At 68.4% G+C, this 17611-nt stretch carries 18 protein-coding genes; 6 read left to right on the top strand and 12 right to left on the bottom strand.

The window, feature by feature from the left end; translation table 11 throughout:
* Window positions 1-19: 19 nt before the first annotated feature.
* A complete protein-coding gene (locus K309_RS0120870) occupies window positions 20-3433 on the bottom strand; it encodes an FtsK/SpoIIIE family DNA translocase (protein ID WP_029048231.1) in 3414 nt (1137 codons plus the stop codon).
* Window positions 3434-3670: 237 nt separating this feature from the next.
* Here K309_RS0120870 and K309_RS0120865 point away from each other — a divergent pair, with 237 nt between their 5' ends.
* Window positions 3671-4891: an EAL domain-containing response regulator gene (locus tag K309_RS0120865; protein ID WP_029048230.1), complete on the top strand. Its 1221-nt coding sequence runs from the start codon at window positions 3671-3673 to the stop codon at window positions 4889-4891.
* A 16-nt stretch (window positions 4892-4907) separates the two neighbouring features.
* Here the strand turns inward: K309_RS0120865 and K309_RS0120860 are convergent, their stop codons facing one another.
* From K309_RS0120860 to K309_RS0120850, 3 genes are all read right to left on the bottom strand, one after another.
* Window positions 4908-5474, bottom strand: coding sequence for a DUF4136 domain-containing protein (locus tag K309_RS0120860; RefSeq protein WP_029048229.1), 567 nt, complete (start codon window positions 5472-5474; stop codon window positions 4908-4910).
* 54 nt (window positions 5475-5528) lie between these two features.
* Window positions 5529-5948 carry a DoxX family protein gene (locus tag K309_RS0120855; RefSeq protein WP_029048228.1) on the bottom strand — a complete coding sequence of 140 codons (420 nt, stop codon included), beginning with the start codon at window positions 5946-5948 and terminating at the stop codon, window positions 5529-5531.
* A gap of 221 nt (window positions 5949-6169) precedes the next feature.
* Complete coding sequence (locus K309_RS0120850) at window positions 6170-7117, bottom strand: LysR family transcriptional regulator (protein ID WP_029048227.1); 948 nt, start codon at window positions 7115-7117, stop codon at window positions 6170-6172.
* 118 nt (window positions 7118-7235) lie between these two features.
* On the opposite strand from K309_RS0120850, the gene K309_RS0120845 reads away from it, so the two are divergent.
* Together K309_RS0120845 and egtB are read left to right on the top strand one after the other, a co-directional pair.
* Complete coding sequence (locus tag K309_RS0120845) at window positions 7236-7856, top strand: FMN-dependent NADH-azoreductase (RefSeq protein WP_029048226.1); 621 nt, start codon at window positions 7236-7238, stop codon at window positions 7854-7856.
* Between the two features lie 205 nt (window positions 7857-8061).
* Window positions 8062-9351: an ergothioneine biosynthesis protein EgtB gene (gene egtB, locus K309_RS0120840; protein ID WP_029048225.1), complete on the top strand. Its 1290-nt coding sequence runs from the start codon at window positions 8062-8064 to the stop codon at window positions 9349-9351.
* A 37-nt stretch (window positions 9352-9388) separates the two neighbouring features.
* On the opposite strand, the gene K309_RS0120835 is transcribed toward egtB, so the two are convergent.
* The 8 genes from K309_RS0120835 to mltG form a co-directional block, all read right to left on the bottom strand.
* Window positions 9389-9796, bottom strand: a complete 408-nt coding sequence (locus K309_RS0120835) for a YkvA family protein (RefSeq protein ID WP_035878006.1) — start codon at window positions 9794-9796, stop codon at window positions 9389-9391.
* Between the two features lie 13 nt (window positions 9797-9809).
* Window positions 9810-10568: an ankyrin repeat domain-containing protein gene (locus tag K309_RS0120830; RefSeq protein WP_029048223.1), complete on the bottom strand. Its 759-nt coding sequence runs from the start codon at window positions 10566-10568 to the stop codon at window positions 9810-9812.
* The gene (locus K309_RS0120825; protein WP_029048222.1) at window positions 10561-11355 is read right to left on the bottom strand and encodes a TatD family hydrolase; all 795 of its coding nucleotides are present in this window, start codon (window positions 11353-11355) and stop codon (window positions 10561-10563) included. The genes K309_RS0120830 and K309_RS0120825 overlap by 8 nt, the downstream gene beginning before the upstream one ends.
* 37 nt (window positions 11356-11392) lie before the next feature.
* Window positions 11393-11917 (bottom strand): GNAT family N-acetyltransferase, encoded by a 525-nt coding sequence (locus K309_RS0120820; protein ID WP_029048221.1) that lies wholly within the window; start codon window positions 11915-11917, stop codon window positions 11393-11395.
* Window positions 11918-11952: 35 nt separating this feature from the next.
* Window positions 11953-12357: a PilZ domain-containing protein gene (locus K309_RS0120815; RefSeq protein WP_029048220.1), complete on the bottom strand. Its 405-nt coding sequence runs from the start codon at window positions 12355-12357 to the stop codon at window positions 11953-11955.
* 63 nt (window positions 12358-12420) lie between these two features.
* A complete protein-coding gene (locus K309_RS0120810; protein WP_029048219.1) occupies window positions 12421-13434 on the bottom strand; it encodes a DNA polymerase III subunit delta' in 1014 nt (337 codons plus the stop codon).
* A gap of 108 nt (window positions 13435-13542) precedes the next feature.
* The gene (gene tmk, locus K309_RS0120805; protein WP_029048218.1) at window positions 13543-14154 is read right to left on the bottom strand and encodes a dTMP kinase; all 612 of its coding nucleotides are present in this window, start codon (window positions 14152-14154) and stop codon (window positions 13543-13545) included.
* A gap of 7 nt (window positions 14155-14161) precedes the next feature.
* Window positions 14162-15160 carry an endolytic transglycosylase MltG gene (gene mltG / locus K309_RS0120800; protein WP_029048217.1) on the bottom strand — a complete coding sequence of 333 codons (999 nt, stop codon included), beginning with the start codon at window positions 15158-15160 and terminating at the stop codon, window positions 14162-14164.
* Between the two features lie 203 nt (window positions 15161-15363).
* On the opposite strand from mltG, the gene ygfZ reads away from it, so the two are divergent.
* From ygfZ to K309_RS0120785, 3 genes are all read left to right on the top strand, one after another.
* Window positions 15364-16380 carry a CAF17-like 4Fe-4S cluster assembly/insertion protein YgfZ gene (ygfZ, locus tag K309_RS0120795; RefSeq protein WP_156914409.1) on the top strand — a complete coding sequence of 339 codons (1017 nt, stop codon included), beginning with the start codon at window positions 15364-15366 and terminating at the stop codon, window positions 16378-16380.
* Window positions 16381-16402: 22 nt separating this feature from the next.
* Window positions 16403-16693, top strand: a complete 291-nt coding sequence (locus K309_RS0120790) for a DUF4936 family protein (RefSeq protein WP_029048215.1) — start codon at window positions 16403-16405, stop codon at window positions 16691-16693.
* Window positions 16694-16770: 77 nt separating this feature from the next.
* Complete coding sequence (locus K309_RS0120785; RefSeq protein ID WP_029048214.1) at window positions 16771-17598, top strand: NRDE family protein; 828 nt, start codon at window positions 16771-16773, stop codon at window positions 17596-17598.
* The last annotated feature ends 13 nt before the right edge of the window (window positions 17599-17611 follow it).

Raw genomic sequence — 17611 nt, 5'->3', positions numbered from 1 at the left:
CTCCGCAGGTTACGTTGACTCAGTCCGCCGGCCCCGGCGCCAGTACGTCGCGCGCGCCGTTGCGGCCCATCGGCGATACCAACCCGGCGACTTCCATCTGCTCGATCAGGCGCGCGGCGCGGTTGTAGCCGATGCGCAGCTGGCGCTGCACTGCCGAGATCGAGGCACGCCGGCTGGTCAGCACGAAGGACGCGGCTTCATCGTACAGCGGGTCGGCTTCGCCATCGCCGCCGCCTTCGCCAAACAGGTCCGTGCTGCCAGCCTCGGCCGGGTCGCCGGCCAGGATGGCTTCGTCGTAATCCGGCTCGCCGAACTGCTTCCAGTGCTCCACCACACGATGCACTTCCTCGTCGGCGACGAAGGCGCCATGCACGCGCTGCGGGTAGCCGGTGCCCGGCGGCAGGAACAGCATGTCGCCCTGGCCGAGCAGGCTCTCGGCGCCCATCTGGTCGAGGATGGTGCGCGAATCGATCTTGGACGAAACCTGGAACGCGACACGCGTCGGGATATTGGCCTTGATCAGCCCGGTGATCACGTCGACCGACGGGCGCTGCGTCGCCAGGATCAGGTGGATGCCGGCGGCGCGGGCCTTCTGGGCCAGGCGCGCGATCAGTTCTTCGATCTTCTTGCCGGCGACCATCATCAGGTCGGCCAGCTCGTCGATCACCACCACGATCATCGGCAGCCGCGACAGCGGCTCCGGCGCATCCGGCGTCAGCGAGAACGGGTTGGGCACCTTGCGTTCGGCAGCCTCGGCGGCGCGGATCTTCTGGTTGTAGCCGGCCAGGTTGCGCACGCCCAGCGCCGACATCAGCTTGTAGCGCTTTTCCATCTCGCCGACGCACCAGTTGAGCGCGTGCGCGGCCTGCTTCATGTCGGTGACCACCGGCGACAGCAGGTGCGGGATGCCCTCATAGACCGAGAGCTCGAGCATCTTGGGGTCGATCATGATCAGGCGCACATCTTCCGGCGTGGCCTTGTACAGCATCGACAAGATCATTGCGTTGACCGCGACTGACTTGCCCGAGCCGGTGGTGCCTGCCACCAGCAGGTGCGGCGCGCGCGCCAGGTCGGTGACCACCGGGTTGCCGGTGATGTCCTTGCCCATCGCCAGCACCAGGCGCGAATGGTGCGCCTGGAACGAGGCGGCCTGCACGATCTCGGACAGCCGGATCATCTGCCGGCGCGCATTGGGCAGCTCCAGGCCCATGCAGGTCTTGCCCGGGATGGTCTCGACCACACGGATCGAGGTCACGCCGAGCGCGCGGGCCAGGTCCTTCATCAGGCCCACGACTTGTGCGCCGCGCACGCCCATGGCGGGCTCTACCTCAAAACGCGTGATGACCGGGCCGGCATCGGCGCCGACCACGGCGACGGGCACCTTGAACTCGGCCAGGCGCTGCGCGATCAGTTCACCAGTTTCACGAAGGCGCGCTTCCGACACCTGTTCGGCGCTGTCGAGCTGGTTTTCCAGCAGGTCGGCGGGCGGCAGGCGGTAGTCGACCGGCGGGCGCGGCGCGGGCGGTTCGGGAACCGGTGCGGGTGCGGGAGCGGGCTGGCTCATGGCCAGCGGCACCGTGCGGCCGACCACCGCCGGCAGCACGATGCGGGGCTTGGCCACGGGCGCGGCGATCACGGGCGGAGCCGGCTCGGATGCGACGGTTGCTTCCGCAGGTCCTGCTGCCGCCTCGAACGCGGCGGCCGCCACTTCTTCCTCTGGCTCGATGGCCTCGGTTGGCTCGACTGTTTCAACTGCCTCAACTGCCTCAACTGCCTCAACTACTTCAGCGGCTTCAGCGGCTTCAGCGGCTTCAATGGCTTCAATGGCTTCAATGGCTTCAACGGCCTCGACGACCTCCGCCTCGGCAGCAAGTTCGCCTGCGTCCATATCGGCAACGGCTTCGCCGACCAGGCCGTTGCCGTCCATCAGCGCTTCCGTGCCGCGGTCAGCGGCAGCTTCGGCCGAAACCGGAGCAGCCCCGCTCCCCTCCTCCATCGCCGAGATAGCGACAGCCTGTGCCACGGCACCGGCATCGTGAATGTCGTCAGACGGCAATGTCCCGACTGGCTGGATTTCCGGCTGTATTTCGTCTGCCTGGACCAGGCCGACTGCCTCGGCCTTCGGCGCAGCATCGATCTCCGCCACAACAGCCGTGGCGTCGGCAACGTCGGCCACCGCTTCGGCGACTTCCTGGGCGGGCGCGGGCAGCGTGCCGGCCTTGCCCGCCAGGGCCTGCAATTCCGCCAACAGCTCCAGTGCTTCCTGCCGGATCGCTGTCAGCGTGGCGGCATCGGTGTCGGCAATGTCCTTGTCGATGGCTGGCAGCGCAGCCGACTCCTCCGGCGCGGCAGCCGGCGCCGCGGCGTCGGGCTCGATCACGACCGCGTCAGCTGCGACATCCACGCTGGCCTCGGCCACCGCCGTATCCGGCACCGCCGGCTCGGCGACGGCAATCGCCGGCCCGACCGCTGCCTGCACAACGCTGGCCGCGGCGGCAGGCGTGAGGGCCGCCGACTGCGCCGCTGTCGCAGTTGCCACCGCCTTGGCCTGCGACTCCGGCAATGTCGTGATTGACGAGCGCACCAGTGGCTGCGGTTGTCGGAACGGACTGCTGACCACGGTCGCGCGCGGGGCTTGCGCAGAACGTGCGGCCGCCGGTGCCGGCGAGGGTGCCGGCGCTGCAGCCGCTGCCGGCTTGCGCGGCACCGGAACCGGCGCCGGTGCGGGCCTTGGCACCGGCACCGCTTGCACAACGGCCTGGGCCGCGCCCATCGCGGCGGAGGTTCCCGCGGCGCGCACGGTCTTGCCCGCCGCCGGCGCATCGGCAGCATGCAGCCAGAGCTCGCCCGGCTGCGGCGGCGATTCACGGGTACGCCGCGGCGGCTGCCACGCGGGCTGGCGCCGCGCCGAAACCGCTTCGAAACTGCGGTGGCGCTGGGGCGGCGCGCTCCAGTTGCCCTGAGCGGCGGTGGCGGCCTCGCGGCGCTCGGCGTCGCGCGGCACCTGCGGCGTGAAGGTATTGGCGAACGGGTTGGTGAAGGCAGGCGCCTGCTCGTCCGCCGGGGCATCAGCGGCCGCCGCGCGGCGCGGCTTGCGCGCGAACAGGCCGCGCCAGGTTTCGCCGAACACCATCGGTGCCGCCAGCGCCAGCACGCCCAGCATCAGCAGCAAGGCACCGGTCCAGCCGAACAGGTTGCCGAACATGCCGGCGAGCGCGCGGCCGGCGGAACCGCCCGCGGTGGACTCCGGATCGGCGCCGCCGGTCAGCGCCTCCAGGGAGGCGCTGGCACACAGCACTGCCAGCGTACCGAGCCAGGTACGCAGCGAACCCGGCCCGGCCAGCCGGCGATCACCGGCAAGCCAGCGCCCGGCCATCCGCCAGACCAGCGGCAGCACCCAGAAAGTCGAGAATCCGAACCAGCCCAAACCCATTATCGACATGCCATGTTCAAAACTACGGGCAGCGATTGTAGCGGGTATGGCAGCGGGTCATTGAACCGGAAAGCGCAAATATTCGTAACGCAGCGCGCTGCACCGGTTTTTATCGCTCGTTTCGCTGCTTCATGGCGACAAATCAGCAACGGCGGTCGGCATGCTCGCCCCACCGCTGGCCGGCACGCCGACGCCGCGCTACCATGCCCGGATGCGCTCGCCGCGCCCTCCCCTGCCATGCCGATCCGTTACGCTACCCTGCGCATCCTCGTTGTCGAAGACCACCCGTTCCAGCGGCTCGCGGCCGAGGGACTGCTGCGGCAATTGGGCGTGCAGACCGTGGTTTCGGCGGAGAGCGGCATGCAGGCCGCGGCACTGCTTGGGCGCCAGCCGTTCGACGCCGTGCTGTGCGACATCGAGATGCCCGGCGGCAATGGCCCGGAACTGATCGCCGAACTGCATCGCCGCGGCGCACACGCGTATGCCGCGGCGCCGCCGGTCTGGGTCTGGGTTACCGCGCTGGCCGAAGACATCCTGGAATCGAACCGGAGCCTGGCGCATGCCGCGGGCATTGCGCACGTGCATGCGTTGCGCAAGCCGCTGTCGCGCGATGCCGTGGAAGAGGTACTGGCCGCCGCGCTGGCGCCCGGCCCGAAAGACGACGCACAGATGCCCGCCGGCTTGCCCGACGATGCCGAGCTGACCGCCGCGGCGCGCTACGGTGATGGGCTGCTGGTGATGCTGCAGCCGCAGCACGATCTTGCCAGCGGCCGCCTGGCCGGTGCCGAAGCGCTGGTGCGCTGGCGCCATCCGGTCCACGGACTGCTGCGGCCCGATGCCTTTATCCCGCGACTGGAAGCGCTGGACGCCGCCCACCTGGTGTTTGAATTCGTCGTGCGCCAGTGCCTGGCGGCACAGCGGCAACTGCAAGCCGCAGGCATCGACATCACGCTGGGCATCAACGCCTCGGCGCAAACCCTGTGCCGGCCAGACGTGCTGGAACGGCTGGATACGCTGGTGTCGGCCAGCGGCGTGCCGCCGCGTGCATTGACGGTGGAACTGACCGAAGGCTATCCCGTGCCCGACACGGTGGCGCTGTCGGTCGCGCTGAACCGGCTACGGCTGAAGGGCTACGGCGTGGCAATCGACGATTTCGGCATCGGCATCGCCACGCTCAAGCTGCTGGCGGACCTGCCCTTTACCCAGCTCAAGCTGGACCGCTATTTCGTCGCGCAGATCGACGGCCACGGCCAGCGCGAAGCCATTTGCCGCCACATGATCGCGATGGCGCGCGACCTGGGGCTGGAATGCGTGGCCGAAGGGGTGGAAACGGAAGCGCAGCGGGCCGCGCTGCGCGCGCTGCGTTGCCCGCTCGGCCAGGGCTACCTGTGGTCGGCGCCCAAGCCCATTGACGCCTTTATCGCCGAGGCGATCGAGCGCGCGCCGCGCCCCGGCTAGCGCGGCCTGGCGCGGGCTATTGCCCCGCGCGGAACGGATACTTGGCGAAGATCTGCCCCACGACCTTGTCGATGCGCTGCTGCGCATTGGCCTTGTCGCCGGTATCCACGCTGCCCACCGCCACGCCTTCCCACACCAGCTTCTTTTCGCGGGCATCGACCAGGTCGATATTGAGCGTGCCTTCGGTATAGGTATAGACATCGTTGTAGAAGCCATAGCCGGGCCACGGCGCATAGAGGCCGCCGCGATAGCCGTAATAGCCCATCATCGGCGCCGGCGCCGGGCTGACCTGAACCTTTTCCTGCAGCCGGGCATTGAAGTTGACCAGCAGGTCCGGCGACTGCTGCGCGTAGCGGTAGCCGCGCGCTGTCATCTCGCGCTGCACCGCGCCCTTCAGGTACTGGGTGGTCAGGCTCTCGTACCCCTGTCGGTCGGTGCCCGGATGCTCGACGAAGCCGAAACTGCGGTAGGCGCCGAAGTTGGTCGAGCGGTTGTAGTCGGTCTTGATGTCAGGCGCGCTGGCGCAGCCTGCAACGGTCAGCGCCACCGCGACCAGCGGAAAGGACAGCCGGAAGGATTTCACGATACGTCTCCAGAGGCCACGGTCATGCTTCCGCGGCGCCTGCCCCACAGGGAGCTAGTTGAGCTTCCCGCTGATGCCGCCCACGCTGAGCCGGCCAGCGCCCAGCAGAGCCACGGCCAGTGCTGCGCCGAGGTACATGCCCTGAAGCTCCAGCGCCCAGCCGCCGGTATCGGCCAGCATGCCGAACTGCTTGCTGTGCACCAGGAACATCGCGAACAGCATGTTGGCGGCGACGACGACCGCCGCCAGCCGGCTCCACAACCCGATGATCAGCAGGATCGGCGCCAGCAGCTCGCCAATATAGACACCATAGGCGACCCAGGCCGGCAATCCCGCATCGGCGACCACCTTCGACACGAAACCGATGCCGGATGCGCCGGTCACCTTGGCGATGCCGTGCATCAGAATCAGCACGCCAAGCACGATGCGCAGCAACGCCTTGCCCAAATCCTGGGAACCCTGAGAGCCACCCATGGCCATTCTCCTTGCCGAGTTGTACGGGAACGGTCCGGCTTCCATGCGCCTTTACCCTCACGCGCTGGCTGCCGCCCCTGTACCTTAGTGCGAGCCGGCGTGAAGGTAAAGCCGCAATTGTCAGACTTACCTGCGCTGCGCCGATGACCCAAGGCCATAGTCCGGGTGCCGCATCCGCGCTCTTGCCGATCGCGCCAGACGTACCCGGCAAGTCGGTGGCGCTAGACCACCCTGTGCATGGCCGGCTGCCTCGCTTCGACCATGCCGGCCTTGCGCGCGCACTCGGGCAGGATTTCGCCCAGGAAATCGAGGAAGCGCCGGGTCGCCGGCGTGACGCCCTTGCGCGACGGGAAGACCGCATGCAGCGTGCCGACCGGCATCTCATATTGGGGCAGCAGCAGTTCAAGCTGGCCGCTGTCGATGGCGTCGCGGCAGTACATGCGCGGCAGCATGGCCACGCCCACGCCGGCGATCGCGGCCTCGCGCAGCAGCGCGAATTCATCGGTGACCAGGCGCGGGTCGTAGGCGATCTGGATGGTCTCGCCGGGCTTGCAGCGCAGCGTCCAGACGTGCTTGCCGTCATGCGGGTGCTGGCCCACGCCGGGCATGCCGTCGAGCGCCTGCGGCGTGCGCGGCCGGCCGATGCTGTCGAGCAGCCCGGGACTCGCCACCAGCATCAGCTGGCTCTCGCCGAAGGTGCGCACGGCCAGGCTTGAGTCCTCCATCACCTCGCGTACTCGCAGCGCGAGGTCGAAGCCTTCCGCGATCACGTCGACACGCCGGTTGGTGGCCTCCAGCTCGATCCGCACCGCGGGGTTGGCCCGCATGAAATGCCCGATGGCCGGCGCCAGCAGGATCTGTGCAATCGCCACCGGGCAGCTCACGCGCAGTGTGCCGCCGGGCTGCTCGCGCGCCTGCTCGATCACTTGGCGCGCGGCTTCGGCTTCATTGAGCATGGCGCGGCAACGTTCGTAGAACGACTCGCCGAGCGGCGTCACGCGCACCTGCCGCGTGGTCCGCCGCAGCAGCTGCACACCCAGGTCGCGCTCCAGCTGGGCGATGCGCCGGCTCAGGCGCGACTTGGGCACGCCGGTGGCGCGGCTGGCGGCCGAGAAGCTGCCGTGTTCCACCACCTGCGCGAACAGGGACAAGTCGTTGAGGTCTTGCATGACGGTTTGGCGTGGCGTTGCATCGATAGAACAATCATTTGCATTTTGCCTCACTACCGATACCAATGGCCAGCCAGTATCTTTCCTCCATCGCAACCGCCCCTTCGTGGAGATAGACATGAACATCCTGCAGATCGATTCCAGCGTCCTCGGCGACAACTCCGTTTCCCGCAACCTGACCGCCAGCGTGGTGGCCGACCTGGTCGCAGCCAACCCGGAGGCCAAGGTCACCGTGCGCGACCTGGACCAGGATGCGCCGGCGCACCTGTCGGGCAACCTGCTCCCGGTGCTGGGCGGTCCCAAGGATGGCCTGAGCGCCGTGCAGCAAGCCGAGCTGGAGCGCACCGAGCAGTTGCTGGCCGAATTCCTCGCCGCCGACGTGCTGGTGCTGGGCGTGCCTCAGTACAACTTCGGCATCCCGAGCCAGCTCAAGGCCTGGTTCGACCGCATCGCACAGGCTGGCCGCACCTTCAAGTACACCGAGAACGGCCCGGTCGGCCTGGCAGGCGGCAAGCGCGTGATCGTGGTGTCGTCGCGCGGCGGCGTGCGCCAGGATGCGAATGCGCTGGACCTGCACGAAGTCACTGTCGACGTGGTGCTGCGCTTCCTCGGCATCACCGACATCACTTACGTGCGTGCCCACGGCCTGGCCATGGGTCCGGAGTTCCGCGAAGCCGGGCTGGCCAGCGCCCGTACCGAAGTCGCGGCGCTGAACGACGCCACCCGGCTGGCTGCCTGAATGGCTTGCCGCAATGGCTGACTGAAGCCAGCGGGCCGCGGCGCACCGTGTAGGACGGCGCCTGCTCGCCCCGGCAACGGATCGGGTCTATGATGGTTCGGGGCGCTACGGCGCCCCGCGTGCCATTGGCGGCACTGGCGCAGCCAGCAAGGACGCGCCGGCCGGCCGCCTGCAGTCATCGATCGATCCATCCCCGGGAGCCCGCATGACTTCAGCCCTGTTGCCCGCCGCCGCCCTCCATCCCCCGCACGAACCTGCCCTCCTTTCGCAGTATCGCCACGTCCGCGCCAGCACCGAGACGCTGGTAGCCGACCTGTCCGATGCCGATGCCACCGTGCAGTCGATGGACGACGCCAGCCCGGCAAAATGGCACCTGGCGCACACCACCTGGTTCTTCGAGGAATTCGTGCTGGCCGCGCGCCTCCCCGACTATGAGCCGGTGGACCCGGACTACCGCTACCTGTTCAACTCCTATTACGAGGCAGTCGGCCCGCGCCATCCACGCCCGCAGCGCGGTCTGCTGACGCGCCCGTCGCTGGACGAGGTGCTGGCGTACCGCGAGGCCGTGGACGAGTCGATGATGGCGCTGCTCGGCAGCGCCCAGACCGACGCCGAGGCCGCGCTGATCACGCTCGGCCTGCAGCACGAGCAGCAGCACCAGGAACTCCTGCTGACCGACATCCTGCACCTGTTCGCGCAGAATCCGCTGCGGCCGGCCTTCGCGCCGGAGCTGCCCGAGCCGGTGATCGCGGACCCGCGCCCGGCGCCCGACTGGATCGGCTTCGACGGCGGCGTGGTCGAGATCGGCCATCGCGGCGAGAGCTTTGCCTTCGACTGCGAGGGGCCGTGCCACAAGGTTTACCTGCAGCCGTTCACGCTGTGCTCGCACCCGGTCACCAACCGCCAGTGGTTCGAGTTCATCGATGACGGCGGCTACCAGACCGCCGGCCTGTGGCTGTCCGACGGCTGGCGCTGGGCCTGCGAGCAAGGCATCCAGGCGCCGCTGTACTGGGAAGCGCGCGAAGGCACGTGGTGGCAGATGACGCTGCGCGGCATGCATCCGGTCGATCCGGACAGCCCGGTCACCCATATCAGCTTCTACGAGGCCGAAGCCTTTGCACGCTGGGCCGAGCGGAGGCTGCCGACCGAGGCGGAATGGGAGCACGCCGCGCGCAGCCTGCCGGCGACCGGGAATTTTGCCGAAGGCCGCGCGCTGCGGCCGCTGCCGGACCGGCAGAACACCTCGGGCGTGCTGCGCCAGATGTTCGGCGATGTCTGGGAATGGACCGGCAGCGCCTTCCTTCCTTATCCCGGCTTCCGCCCGAACCCCGGCGCACTCGGCGAGTACAACGGCAAGTTCATGAGCAGCCAGATGGTGCTGCGCGGCGGGTCGTGCGTCACGCCCGAATCGCATATCCGGGCAACCTACCGCAACTTCTTCTACCCGCACCAGCGCTGGCAGTTCACGGGCGTGCGGCTGGCGGACGACGTCTAGGCGCTGCCCTGCGTTCTAGCGCGGTGTCAGCGCGGTGTCAGCGCGGCGCCAGCCAGCGCCACGCCAGCCATGCCAGCAAGACCCACAGCAGCACGATGACCACGGCGGCCGCGCGATTGCGCGGCCGTTGCGCATGGGTGGCCTGCCAGGCCTCGGCGCGGCCGCGGCATTCCTCGGTGACCACGGGCGGAATCATCCGCAAAGCGAGCCAGATGCCCAGCGGCACGAGCACGACATCGTCGAGGTAGCCCAGCACCGGGATGAAATCGGGAATCAGGTCGATCGGGCTAAAGGCATAGCCGACCACCAGCACCGCCAGCAGCCGCGCGCCCCGCGGCGTGCCGGGGTGGCGGCTGCAGAACCACAGTGTCAGCAAGCTGGCCTTGAGCCGCCGTGCCCACTGGCGCAGGCGGCCCGGCGCGGCCGGGGCTGGCGCAGCATCCATGCCGGGGCGCTCCTTACCAGCCCTTGGTCTGCGGCGCGGCCGGGGCGTTGGCGGGACGCTGGCCGCCCGGCGTTCCGGTGGGCGCCTTCAGCGGCGGCGCCGGCACGATCGGCGTCTGCGGATAGAGCTTCTGCCAGCGCGACTTCAGGCCATTGGCGATCTCGGCCTGGTTGTAGCGCTCGGCAAAGTCGATCACGGTCATGCCCTGCTGGTTCTTCAGGCGCATGTCGGCGCCTTCGTCCAGCAGCAGCTTGACGGTCTCGATATGCCCCGCGCGCGCGGCCATCATCAGCGGCGTGGTGCCGTTGGGCGACTCCGCGTCGATATACGCGGCATGGTCGACCAGGTACTTGACCACGTTGTCATGGCCATTGGTGGCGGCATAGTGCAGCGGGGTCCAGCCGGTCTTGTTGATCTCGGCTTCCATCTCGTCGACCATCAGCTTGACCATATCGAGCTGGCCCTGCAGCGCCGCCATCATCAGCGGGGTCTCCCCGGCGGGGTTGGCCTTGTCGAAGTCGATGTCCTTGGCGCGGATCAGCACCGTTGCCGCCTTGAGCGACTTCTCGCGCAGCGCCAGCACCAGCACCGGGTTGCCGCGGCTGTCGGCGATATTGGGATCGACGCCCTTGGCCAGCAGCTTCTTGACGGTATTGGCGTCGTCGAACTCGACCGCCTTGCGCATGTCATCGGCGGGCGCGGCCTGCGCCAGCGTGGCCGCGGCCAGCACCACTGCGCCGGCGGCGCGGCGGAAAAACTTCAGGTCAAACATGAGCATTCCTGTCGATATGCCTGAATAGGTTGAAGAAATTCTCCGTCGTCTCCTCAGCCACCTGCGCCACCGGCACCCCTCTCAGTTGCGCAATGAACTCGCCTACGTGGCGCACCCAGGCCGGCTCGTTGGTCTTGCCGCGGTACGGCACGGGCGCCAGGTAGGGTGAATCGGTCTCGATCAGCATGCGGTCGAGCGGCACCTTGCGCGCGGTCTCCTGCAAATCGGCGGCGCTCTTGAAGGTGACGATGCCGGAAAACGAGATATGGAAGCCCTGGTCCAGCGCCTGCCGGGCGACGTCCCAGGTCTCGGTAAAGCAATGCATCACGCCGCCGGCTTCGCCCGCGTTCTCCTCACGCATGAGGCGCAGCGTATCGTCTGCGGACGAGCGGGTATGGATGATCAGCGGCTTGCCGGTCTGGCGCGCCGCGCGGATATGGTTGCGGAAGCGTTCGCGCTGCCATTCCATGTCGGCGATGCTGCGGCCGTTGAGTCGGTAGTAGTCCAGCCCGGTCTCGCCGGTGCCGACCACGCGCGGGTGCGCCGACAACTCAACCAGACGCTCGACGGATGGGTCTTCCCCCTCTTCATAGTCGGGATGCACGCCGACCGAGGCATACAGGTTGGGATGCTGCTCGGCCAGCGCCAGCACGCGCGGGAAGTCCTCCAGCGTCACCGAGATGCACAGCGCATGCGTGACCTGGTTGGCGCGCATGTTTTCCAGCAGTTCGGGCAGGCGCGCGGCCAGCTCGGGGAAATCGATATGGCAGTGGGAATCAACAAACATGGGAAATCTCTTGTCCTCGGCACTGATCTTCGGCCGTTCAGGCCTGCTGCCCGTCATCCACGCGGAGGCCGAGGATGATCAGGTCGCGCTCGACGCCGTCCAGCACCGCCACGCGCGGCAGGTCGCCCCAGCGGGTAAAGCCCATCGCGGCGAACAGGCCCAGGCTGGGAGCGTTGTGGCCAAAGATGAAGCCGAGCAGCGTATTCACGCCGACCGCGGGCGCGTGGTCGATGGCCTGCTGCAGCAGGTAGCGGCCCAGCCCCTGGCCGCGGCGTTCTGCGTCCAGGTAGATCGAGACCTCGGCGGTGCCGCCATAGGCCGGGCGGCCGTAGAAATCGGAAAAGCTCATCCAGCCAGCCATGCGGCCGTCGGCATCCTCGCACACCCAGAGCGGGCGGCGCCCGGGCTGGTGGGCGTCGAACCACGCCTGGCGCGAGGCCACGGTAACGGGTTCGGTATCGGCGGTGACCATGCGCGAGGGCACGGTGCTGTTATAGATCGCGACGATGCCCGGCAGATCGCGGGGCTCGGCAATACGCAGCGAAAAACGGGAAGAATTCATTAACAATCAATGGATTGCGAAACTGTTTTCGCACTTCATAAGGTTTGTGTGGGGCGCCCGGACTCCAGCAGCTTGCCCAGGATTTCCTCCACCGCGCGGCGCAGGTTGCGCCCGTTGTCGTCGTCGGGCAAGTGTACGCCGACGCCGGGGGTCTTCATCGGCGTGCCCGCCGGAGTGATCCAGGCCACCTGGCCCGCGATCTGGTATTTCTGCGGCCGGTCCAGCAGCGACAGCACCAGGAACACCTGCTCGCCCAGCCGGAATGGCCTGTTCGACGGCACGAAAATGCCCCCGCGTGCGAGGAACGGCATATAGGCCGCGTACAGACCGGCCTGGTCCTTGATCGACAACGACAGCACATTGGGACGCGATGCCGCCCCGCTGCCGGTCGGAGCGCCCAGCGGGGCGGTCGGTGGCGCCCCGGTCGCTGCAGTGTTCATGGTTGACCCCCCTGAATGACGATGCTGCTTGTTGTTATGGCTTTGTGCTGCAATGGCGCTGCCTTATCGGAACAGCTGCCGGTACTCCAGGAATACTGCCTCCATCACCAGCCTTGCCGCCAGCGGATGGTTCTCGCTGCGGCGATGCGCGGTCAGCCGCGCGGCATAGGCCTGCAGCCGGTGCGCGTCGGTAGCACCGGCGCAGCGCGCCAGCGCGGCGCGCTCCTTGGGGAAGTAGCGCGGCGCGGTGCCGCCGGCGACATCCAGCCGCAGCTTCAGCAGATCGTACGTCCAGCGCTGCAGGATGCCAAGCACGGCGGGCACCGGCAGCTTCTGCAGTTGTTCGGCGGCGGCAGAGGCGTCGAACGCGGCGCCCGCCCCCAGCTGACTGACCAGCAGGCGTTGCAGCGGCTGCTCCTCGGCCTCGGCCGCGTGCAGCGCGGTCAGCGGCGACCCGCCCGACTGCGCCAGCTGGGCCTCCGCATCGGCAACCCCCTGGCCTTGCAGCCACGCGAGCGCGGCCTCCGGCGCCGGGCGTTGCATGGAGAACTGGCGGCAGCGCGACAGGATGGTCGGCAGGATACGGTCGAGCCGGTCGGTCACCAGCAGGAATACGGTCGACGGCGGCGGTTCCTCCAGCGTCTTCAGCAGCGCGTTGGCGCCCTCGGTCTGCAGCGCATCGAGCGGATACACGACCACCACACGCAGGCCCGCGCGGTGCGTGCCGACGCCCACCGCATCGATCAGCGCACGCACCTGCTCCATGCGGATGATCTTGCTCGGCGCCTTTTTCTTGCCGCCTTCATCGGTATCGGGCTCGGCCGAGGCATCCAGCGCCTCGGGGCGCACGACAGTGAAATCGGGGTGGTTTCCCTGGCTGAACCAGTGGCACGCCGAACACTGGCCGCAGGGCTGGCCGTCGGGACGCGGTGCCTCGCACAGCAGCCCTTGCGCGAAATGCAGGGCCAGGTCGCGCTTGCCGATGCCTTGCTGGCCATGGATCAGCAATGCATGCGGGAGCCGTTCGCGCAGGATGCCGAGACGTTGCCAGTCTTCCTTCTGCCAGGGATAGAGCATGTGAATCAGTGGGTTAGCCGCGATCTTTGACGTGTTGGCTTAGAAAATCGGGTTATGGCAGCGCGGGGGCTTCGTCATCATCATCCGCATATAGTGCTGCCAGATCGATTAAAGGGTTGCGATGATTTGCCCAAGTTCCTCGCGGATCGCCTCGATGCTGCGCGTGGCGTCGATCACGCGGAAGCGCCCCGGCGCCGCGGCAGCACGGCGCAAGTACTCATCGCGGGTGCGCTGGAAGAACGCGCGCGATTCCGCCTCGAACTTGTCCGGTTCACGCGCCCCGGCCAGCCGCTCGCTGGCGGTTTCCAGCGGCACGTCGAACAGCAGCGTCAGGTCCGGCTGCAGGCCGTCCTGCACCCAGTCTTCCAGGACTTCGAGCCGCTGCCTCGGCAGGCCCCGGCCCCCGCCCTGGTAGGCGAAGGTGGCATCGGTAAACCGGTCCGAGATGACCCATTCGCCGCGCGCCAGTGCGGGCGCGATGACCTCGGCGATATGCTCGCGCCGCGCCGCGAACATCAGCAGCGCCTCGGTCTCGAGGTGCATTTTCCGGTGCAGCAGCAGCTGGCGCAGGTCTTCGCCCAGCGGCGTGCCGCCCGGCTCGCGGGTGGTGACCACGGCGGGAATGCCGGGGCGCGCGCGCAGCCGCCCCGCCACCCATTCGATATGGGTGCTCTTGCCGGCGCCGTCGATGCCTTCGAAGGTGATGAATTTTCCGCGCATGGAATGCCTATTTGCCGCGCTGGTACTTGTCGACCGCGCGGTTGTGTTCGGGTAGCGAGTTGGAGAAATGGCTGCTGCCGTCGCCGCGGGCGACGAAGTACAGCGCATCGGACGGTGCCGGCGCGGTGGCCGCCGCCAGCGAGGCCAGGCCCGGCAGCGCGATCGGCGTGGGCGGCAGGCCGGTGCGGGTGTATGTATTGTACGGGGTGTCAGCCTGCAGGTCGCGCTTGCGCAGGTCGCCGTCGAAGGTCTGGCCCAGGCCGTAGATCACGGTCGGGTCGGTCTGCAGCATCATGTTCTTGCGCAGGCGGTTGATAAACACCGCGGCGATCATCGGGCGCTCCGTGGCCTGCCCGGTTTCTTTCTCCACGATCGATGCCATCACCAGCGCTTCGTACGCGGACTTGTACGGCAGGTCGGGCGCGCGCGCGTTCCAGGCTTCATTGAGGCGGCGCTGCATGGCGCGATAGGCGTGCTTGTACAGGTCGATATCGCTGCTGCCGCGCGCAAACAGGTAGGTGTCCGGGAAGAACAGTCCCTCGGGCGAAGTCTCGGCGGCGCCGATCGCCTTCATCAGCTCCGCGTCGGACATGTCGCGCGTATCGTGGCGCAGCGCCGGGCTGGCATCGACCGCCGCGCGCATCTTGCGGAATTCCCAGCCCTCGATCACGGTGACCACGTAGTGCGTGACCTCGCCGCGCACCAGCTTGCCCATCACCGACAGCGGCGTGGCGCCGGTCTCGAATTCATAGCCGCCGGCCTTCAGGTCGGACCCGTGGCCAGTCAGGCGCACCAGCAACGCGAACAGCCGCGGGTCCATGCCGACGCCGCCGCGCTGGATCTGGCGGCCGACGCTGGCCACGCCGGAATTGGGCTTGATCACCACTTCGACGACCGGCGAACGGTTCAGCGCCAGCGGGTGATTGGCCCACCACGCAAAGCCGCCGGCGGCCGCCAGCGCAAGTACCAGGACCGCCAGGCCCAGGCGAAGGAAAAAACGTTTCATGTATCAGGATCGGGGGTGAGACTGCGGCGCCCCGGCCGAAAATCTCGTAGCCCCATATAATAACCGGCAGCCTCGCACCTACCATGCGCGGCGGCTCCTGCGCCTCTTGCGCACCCCGGCCGCGCGCGCCGCCAACGGTGCCTATGCAACCCGACACAACCCGACACGACCCGATTCGTCCCGACGATCGCCACGATTTCGCAATGCCAGTGATGAATGCCCAAGCCCCGGAACTCGCCGCCAGCCTTGAATCCTTGCAGTCCGGCGGAATCGTCTGTGCCCCCGCCGGGCTCGGACTGATCCGCGTGGCTGGCGACGATGCCGCCAGCTTCCTGCACACCCAACTCACCAATGCGGTCGAGGACCTGGAGCCGGGCACCGCGCGCCTGGCCGGCTACTGCTCGCCCAAGGGGCGCCTGCTCGCCTCCTTCCTGATGTGGCGCGATGCCGCAGGCATCGTGCTGCAGCTGTCCGCCGATATCCAGGCCGCGGTGCAGAAGCGGCTGTCGATGTTCGTGCTGCGCTCCAAGGCCAGGCTGGCCGATATCACGCCCGCCAGCGCGATCGTCGGCGTCGCCGGTGCCGGTGGCGCCGCCGCATTGGCCGCCGCGGACCTGCCGGCGCCGGAAGCGCCCTTTGCCGTGGCCGAGGCCAACGGCATCAGCGTGATCCGCCTGCCGGACGCCGCCGGCCAGCCGCGCTGGCAACTGGTGCTGCCCGCCGAGCGCGCCGACGCCGTGCGCGCGGCGCTGGCCGGCAAGCTGCAGGACGCGCCGCCGACGCTGTGGGACTGGCTGGAAGTGCAGTCCGGCCTGCCCCGCATCGTCGCCGCGACGCAGGAGCAGTTCGTGCCGCAGATGATCAATTTCGAGCTGGTCGGCGGCGTGAATTTCCGCAAGGGCTGCTACCCGGGCCAGGAAATCGTGGCGCGCAGCCAGTACCGCGGCACGCTCAAGCGCCGCATGTGGCTGGTGCAGGGCGATGGCGAGGTGCCTGTGCCCGCGGCGGAGGTCTACCGACCGGAAGACCCCGGCCAGCCGTGCGGCATGATCGTCAATGCCGCGCCCGCGCCGCAGGGCGGCTGGGCCGGGCTGGCCGAGCTGAAGATCGACGCCGCCGGCAGCGCGCTGCGGCTGGGCAGCGCCGAAGGCGCGCCGCTGGCGACCGCCACCTTGCCCTACGACGTGCCGCTGGGCGAAGCTGCCCAGGCGGCGGGCTGATTTTTCAGAAGCGGAACCTGCCATGAGCGACCACCTGTTCGTCTATTTCCGCGTGCCAGAGGCTGTTGCCGCCGAAGCGCTGCCGCTCTGGCACCGCTGGATGGAGACGGTTGCCGAGGCGACCGGAATTGGTGGTACGCTGATGCGCAGGCCCGAGACCCGAGCCGGCGTGCAGACCTGGATGGAATGCTACGCCGACGTGCCGCCCGCCTTCGATGTCACGCTGGCCGGCCTGTGGCGCCAGAGCGGGCTGGACCAGTGGGTGGACGGCGAGCGGCAGGCCGAACACTTTATCGACCTGGACGTGCTGTAGCGTCCCGGAACTGCCGAAACGCGAAGTACGCCGGAATCACCGCCCCCAGCGCCCCCGGCGGCAAAGGAAGTCGAACGATGTGCCTGATCCTGGTTGCCTGGCAATCCCACCCGGACTATGCCCTGGTCGTCGCCGGCAACCGCGATGAATTCTATGTCCGCCCCGCGGCGGCCGTGCACTGGTGGCAGGATGCGCCGCACGTGCTGGCCGGACGCGACCTGGCGGACGTCATCGGCGAGCCCGGCACCTGGATGGGCGTCAACGCCGACGGACGCTTTGCCGCGCTGACCAATTACCGGGCCCCGTCCGAGAAGCGCACCGACGCCCGCTCGCGCGGCGAGCTGGTGGCCGGCTTCCTGCGCGGCCATGACGCGCCGTCCGATTATCTCGACGGGCTGGCCGGCCAGGACGGCTGCTACAACGGCTTCAACCTGCTAGCCTGCGACCTGCGCGAACTCTGGTGGTACAGCAACCGCTCGGCCACGCGCCAGCCGCAGAAGCTGCGGCCGGGCCTGTACGGGTTGTCCAATGCGCTGCTCGACACCCCCTGGCCCAAGGTGCGCAGCCGCGTAGGCGCGCTCGCCGAGGTGCTGGCGGCCGACAGCGGGCGGGCCGATGCCAGTGCCGAACCGTACCTGCAAATGCTGGCCGACGAGCGGCAGGCTGCGGATTTCGAGCTGCCCTCCACCGGCGTCGCACCGGAGTGGGAGAAATTGCTGTCGTCGGCGTTTATCCGCTCGCAGTCATACGGCACCCGCGCGAGCACGGTGCTGCGCGTGCGGCACGACGGCCGCTTCGACCTGAGCGAGCGCAGCTTCGATGCCACCGGCCGCATCGGCGAGGTCTCATACCACGGCAAGCTGAACCTGCCGCGCGATACCCGCATCATGCAGGCACCGCGGTAATGGTGGCAGCGGG

The sequence above is a fragment of the Cupriavidus phytohabitans genome (genome assembly GCF_000426345.1).
In the GTDB taxonomy this organism is placed as follows: domain Bacteria; phylum Pseudomonadota; class Gammaproteobacteria; order Burkholderiales; family Burkholderiaceae; genus Cupriavidus.
Note: the sequence above shows the minus strand (reverse complement) of the source record. Positions and strands in the feature narration are given on the sequence as shown.

Excerpts from the sequence above, each read along its gene's own strand:
- K309_RS0120870 (WP_029048231.1), bottom strand. The coding sequence starts at position 3,433 with ATGGGTTTGGGCTGGTTCGGATTCTCGACTTTCTGGGTGCTGCCGCTG.
- K309_RS0120865 (WP_029048230.1), top strand. The coding sequence starts at position 3,671 with ATGCCGATCCGTTACGCTACCCTGCGCATCCTCGTTGTCGAAGACCAC.
- K309_RS0120855 (WP_029048228.1), bottom strand. The coding sequence starts at position 5,948 with ATGGGTGGCTCTCAGGGTTCCCAGGATTTGGGCAAGGCGTTGCTGCGC.
- K309_RS0120850 (WP_029048227.1), bottom strand. The coding sequence starts at position 7,117 with ATGCAAGACCTCAACGACTTGTCCCTGTTCGCGCAGGTGGTGGAACAC.
- K309_RS0120845 (WP_029048226.1), top strand. The coding sequence starts at position 7,236 with ATGAACATCCTGCAGATCGATTCCAGCGTCCTCGGCGACAACTCCGTT.
- egtB (WP_029048225.1), top strand. The coding sequence starts at position 8,062 with ATGACTTCAGCCCTGTTGCCCGCCGCCGCCCTCCATCCCCCGCACGAA.
- K309_RS0120835 (WP_035878006.1), bottom strand. The coding sequence starts at position 9,796 with ATGGATGCTGCGCCAGCCCCGGCCGCGCCGGGCCGCCTGCGCCAGTGG.
- K309_RS0120830 (WP_029048223.1), bottom strand. The coding sequence starts at position 10,568 with ATGTTTGACCTGAAGTTTTTCCGCCGCGCCGCCGGCGCAGTGGTGCTG.
- K309_RS0120825 (WP_029048222.1), bottom strand. The coding sequence starts at position 11,355 with ATGTTTGTTGATTCCCACTGCCATATCGATTTCCCCGAGCTGGCCGCG.
- K309_RS0120820 (WP_029048221.1), bottom strand. The coding sequence starts at position 11,917 with ATGAATTCTTCCCGTTTTTCGCTGCGTATTGCCGAGCCCCGCGATCTG.
- K309_RS0120815 (WP_029048220.1), bottom strand. The coding sequence starts at position 12,357 with ATGAACACTGCAGCGACCGGGGCGCCACCGACCGCCCCGCTGGGCGCT.
- K309_RS0120810 (WP_029048219.1), bottom strand. The coding sequence starts at position 13,434 with ATGCTCTATCCCTGGCAGAAGGAAGACTGGCAACGTCTCGGCATCCTG.
- tmk (WP_029048218.1), bottom strand. The coding sequence starts at position 14,154 with ATGCGCGGAAAATTCATCACCTTCGAAGGCATCGACGGCGCCGGCAAG.
- mltG (WP_029048217.1), bottom strand. The coding sequence starts at position 15,160 with ATGAAACGTTTTTTCCTTCGCCTGGGCCTGGCGGTCCTGGTACTTGCG.
- ygfZ (WP_156914409.1), top strand. The coding sequence starts at position 15,364 with ATGCCAGTGATGAATGCCCAAGCCCCGGAACTCGCCGCCAGCCTTGAA.
- K309_RS0120790 (WP_029048215.1), top strand. The coding sequence starts at position 16,403 with ATGAGCGACCACCTGTTCGTCTATTTCCGCGTGCCAGAGGCTGTTGCC.
- K309_RS0120785 (WP_029048214.1), top strand. The coding sequence starts at position 16,771 with ATGTGCCTGATCCTGGTTGCCTGGCAATCCCACCCGGACTATGCCCTG.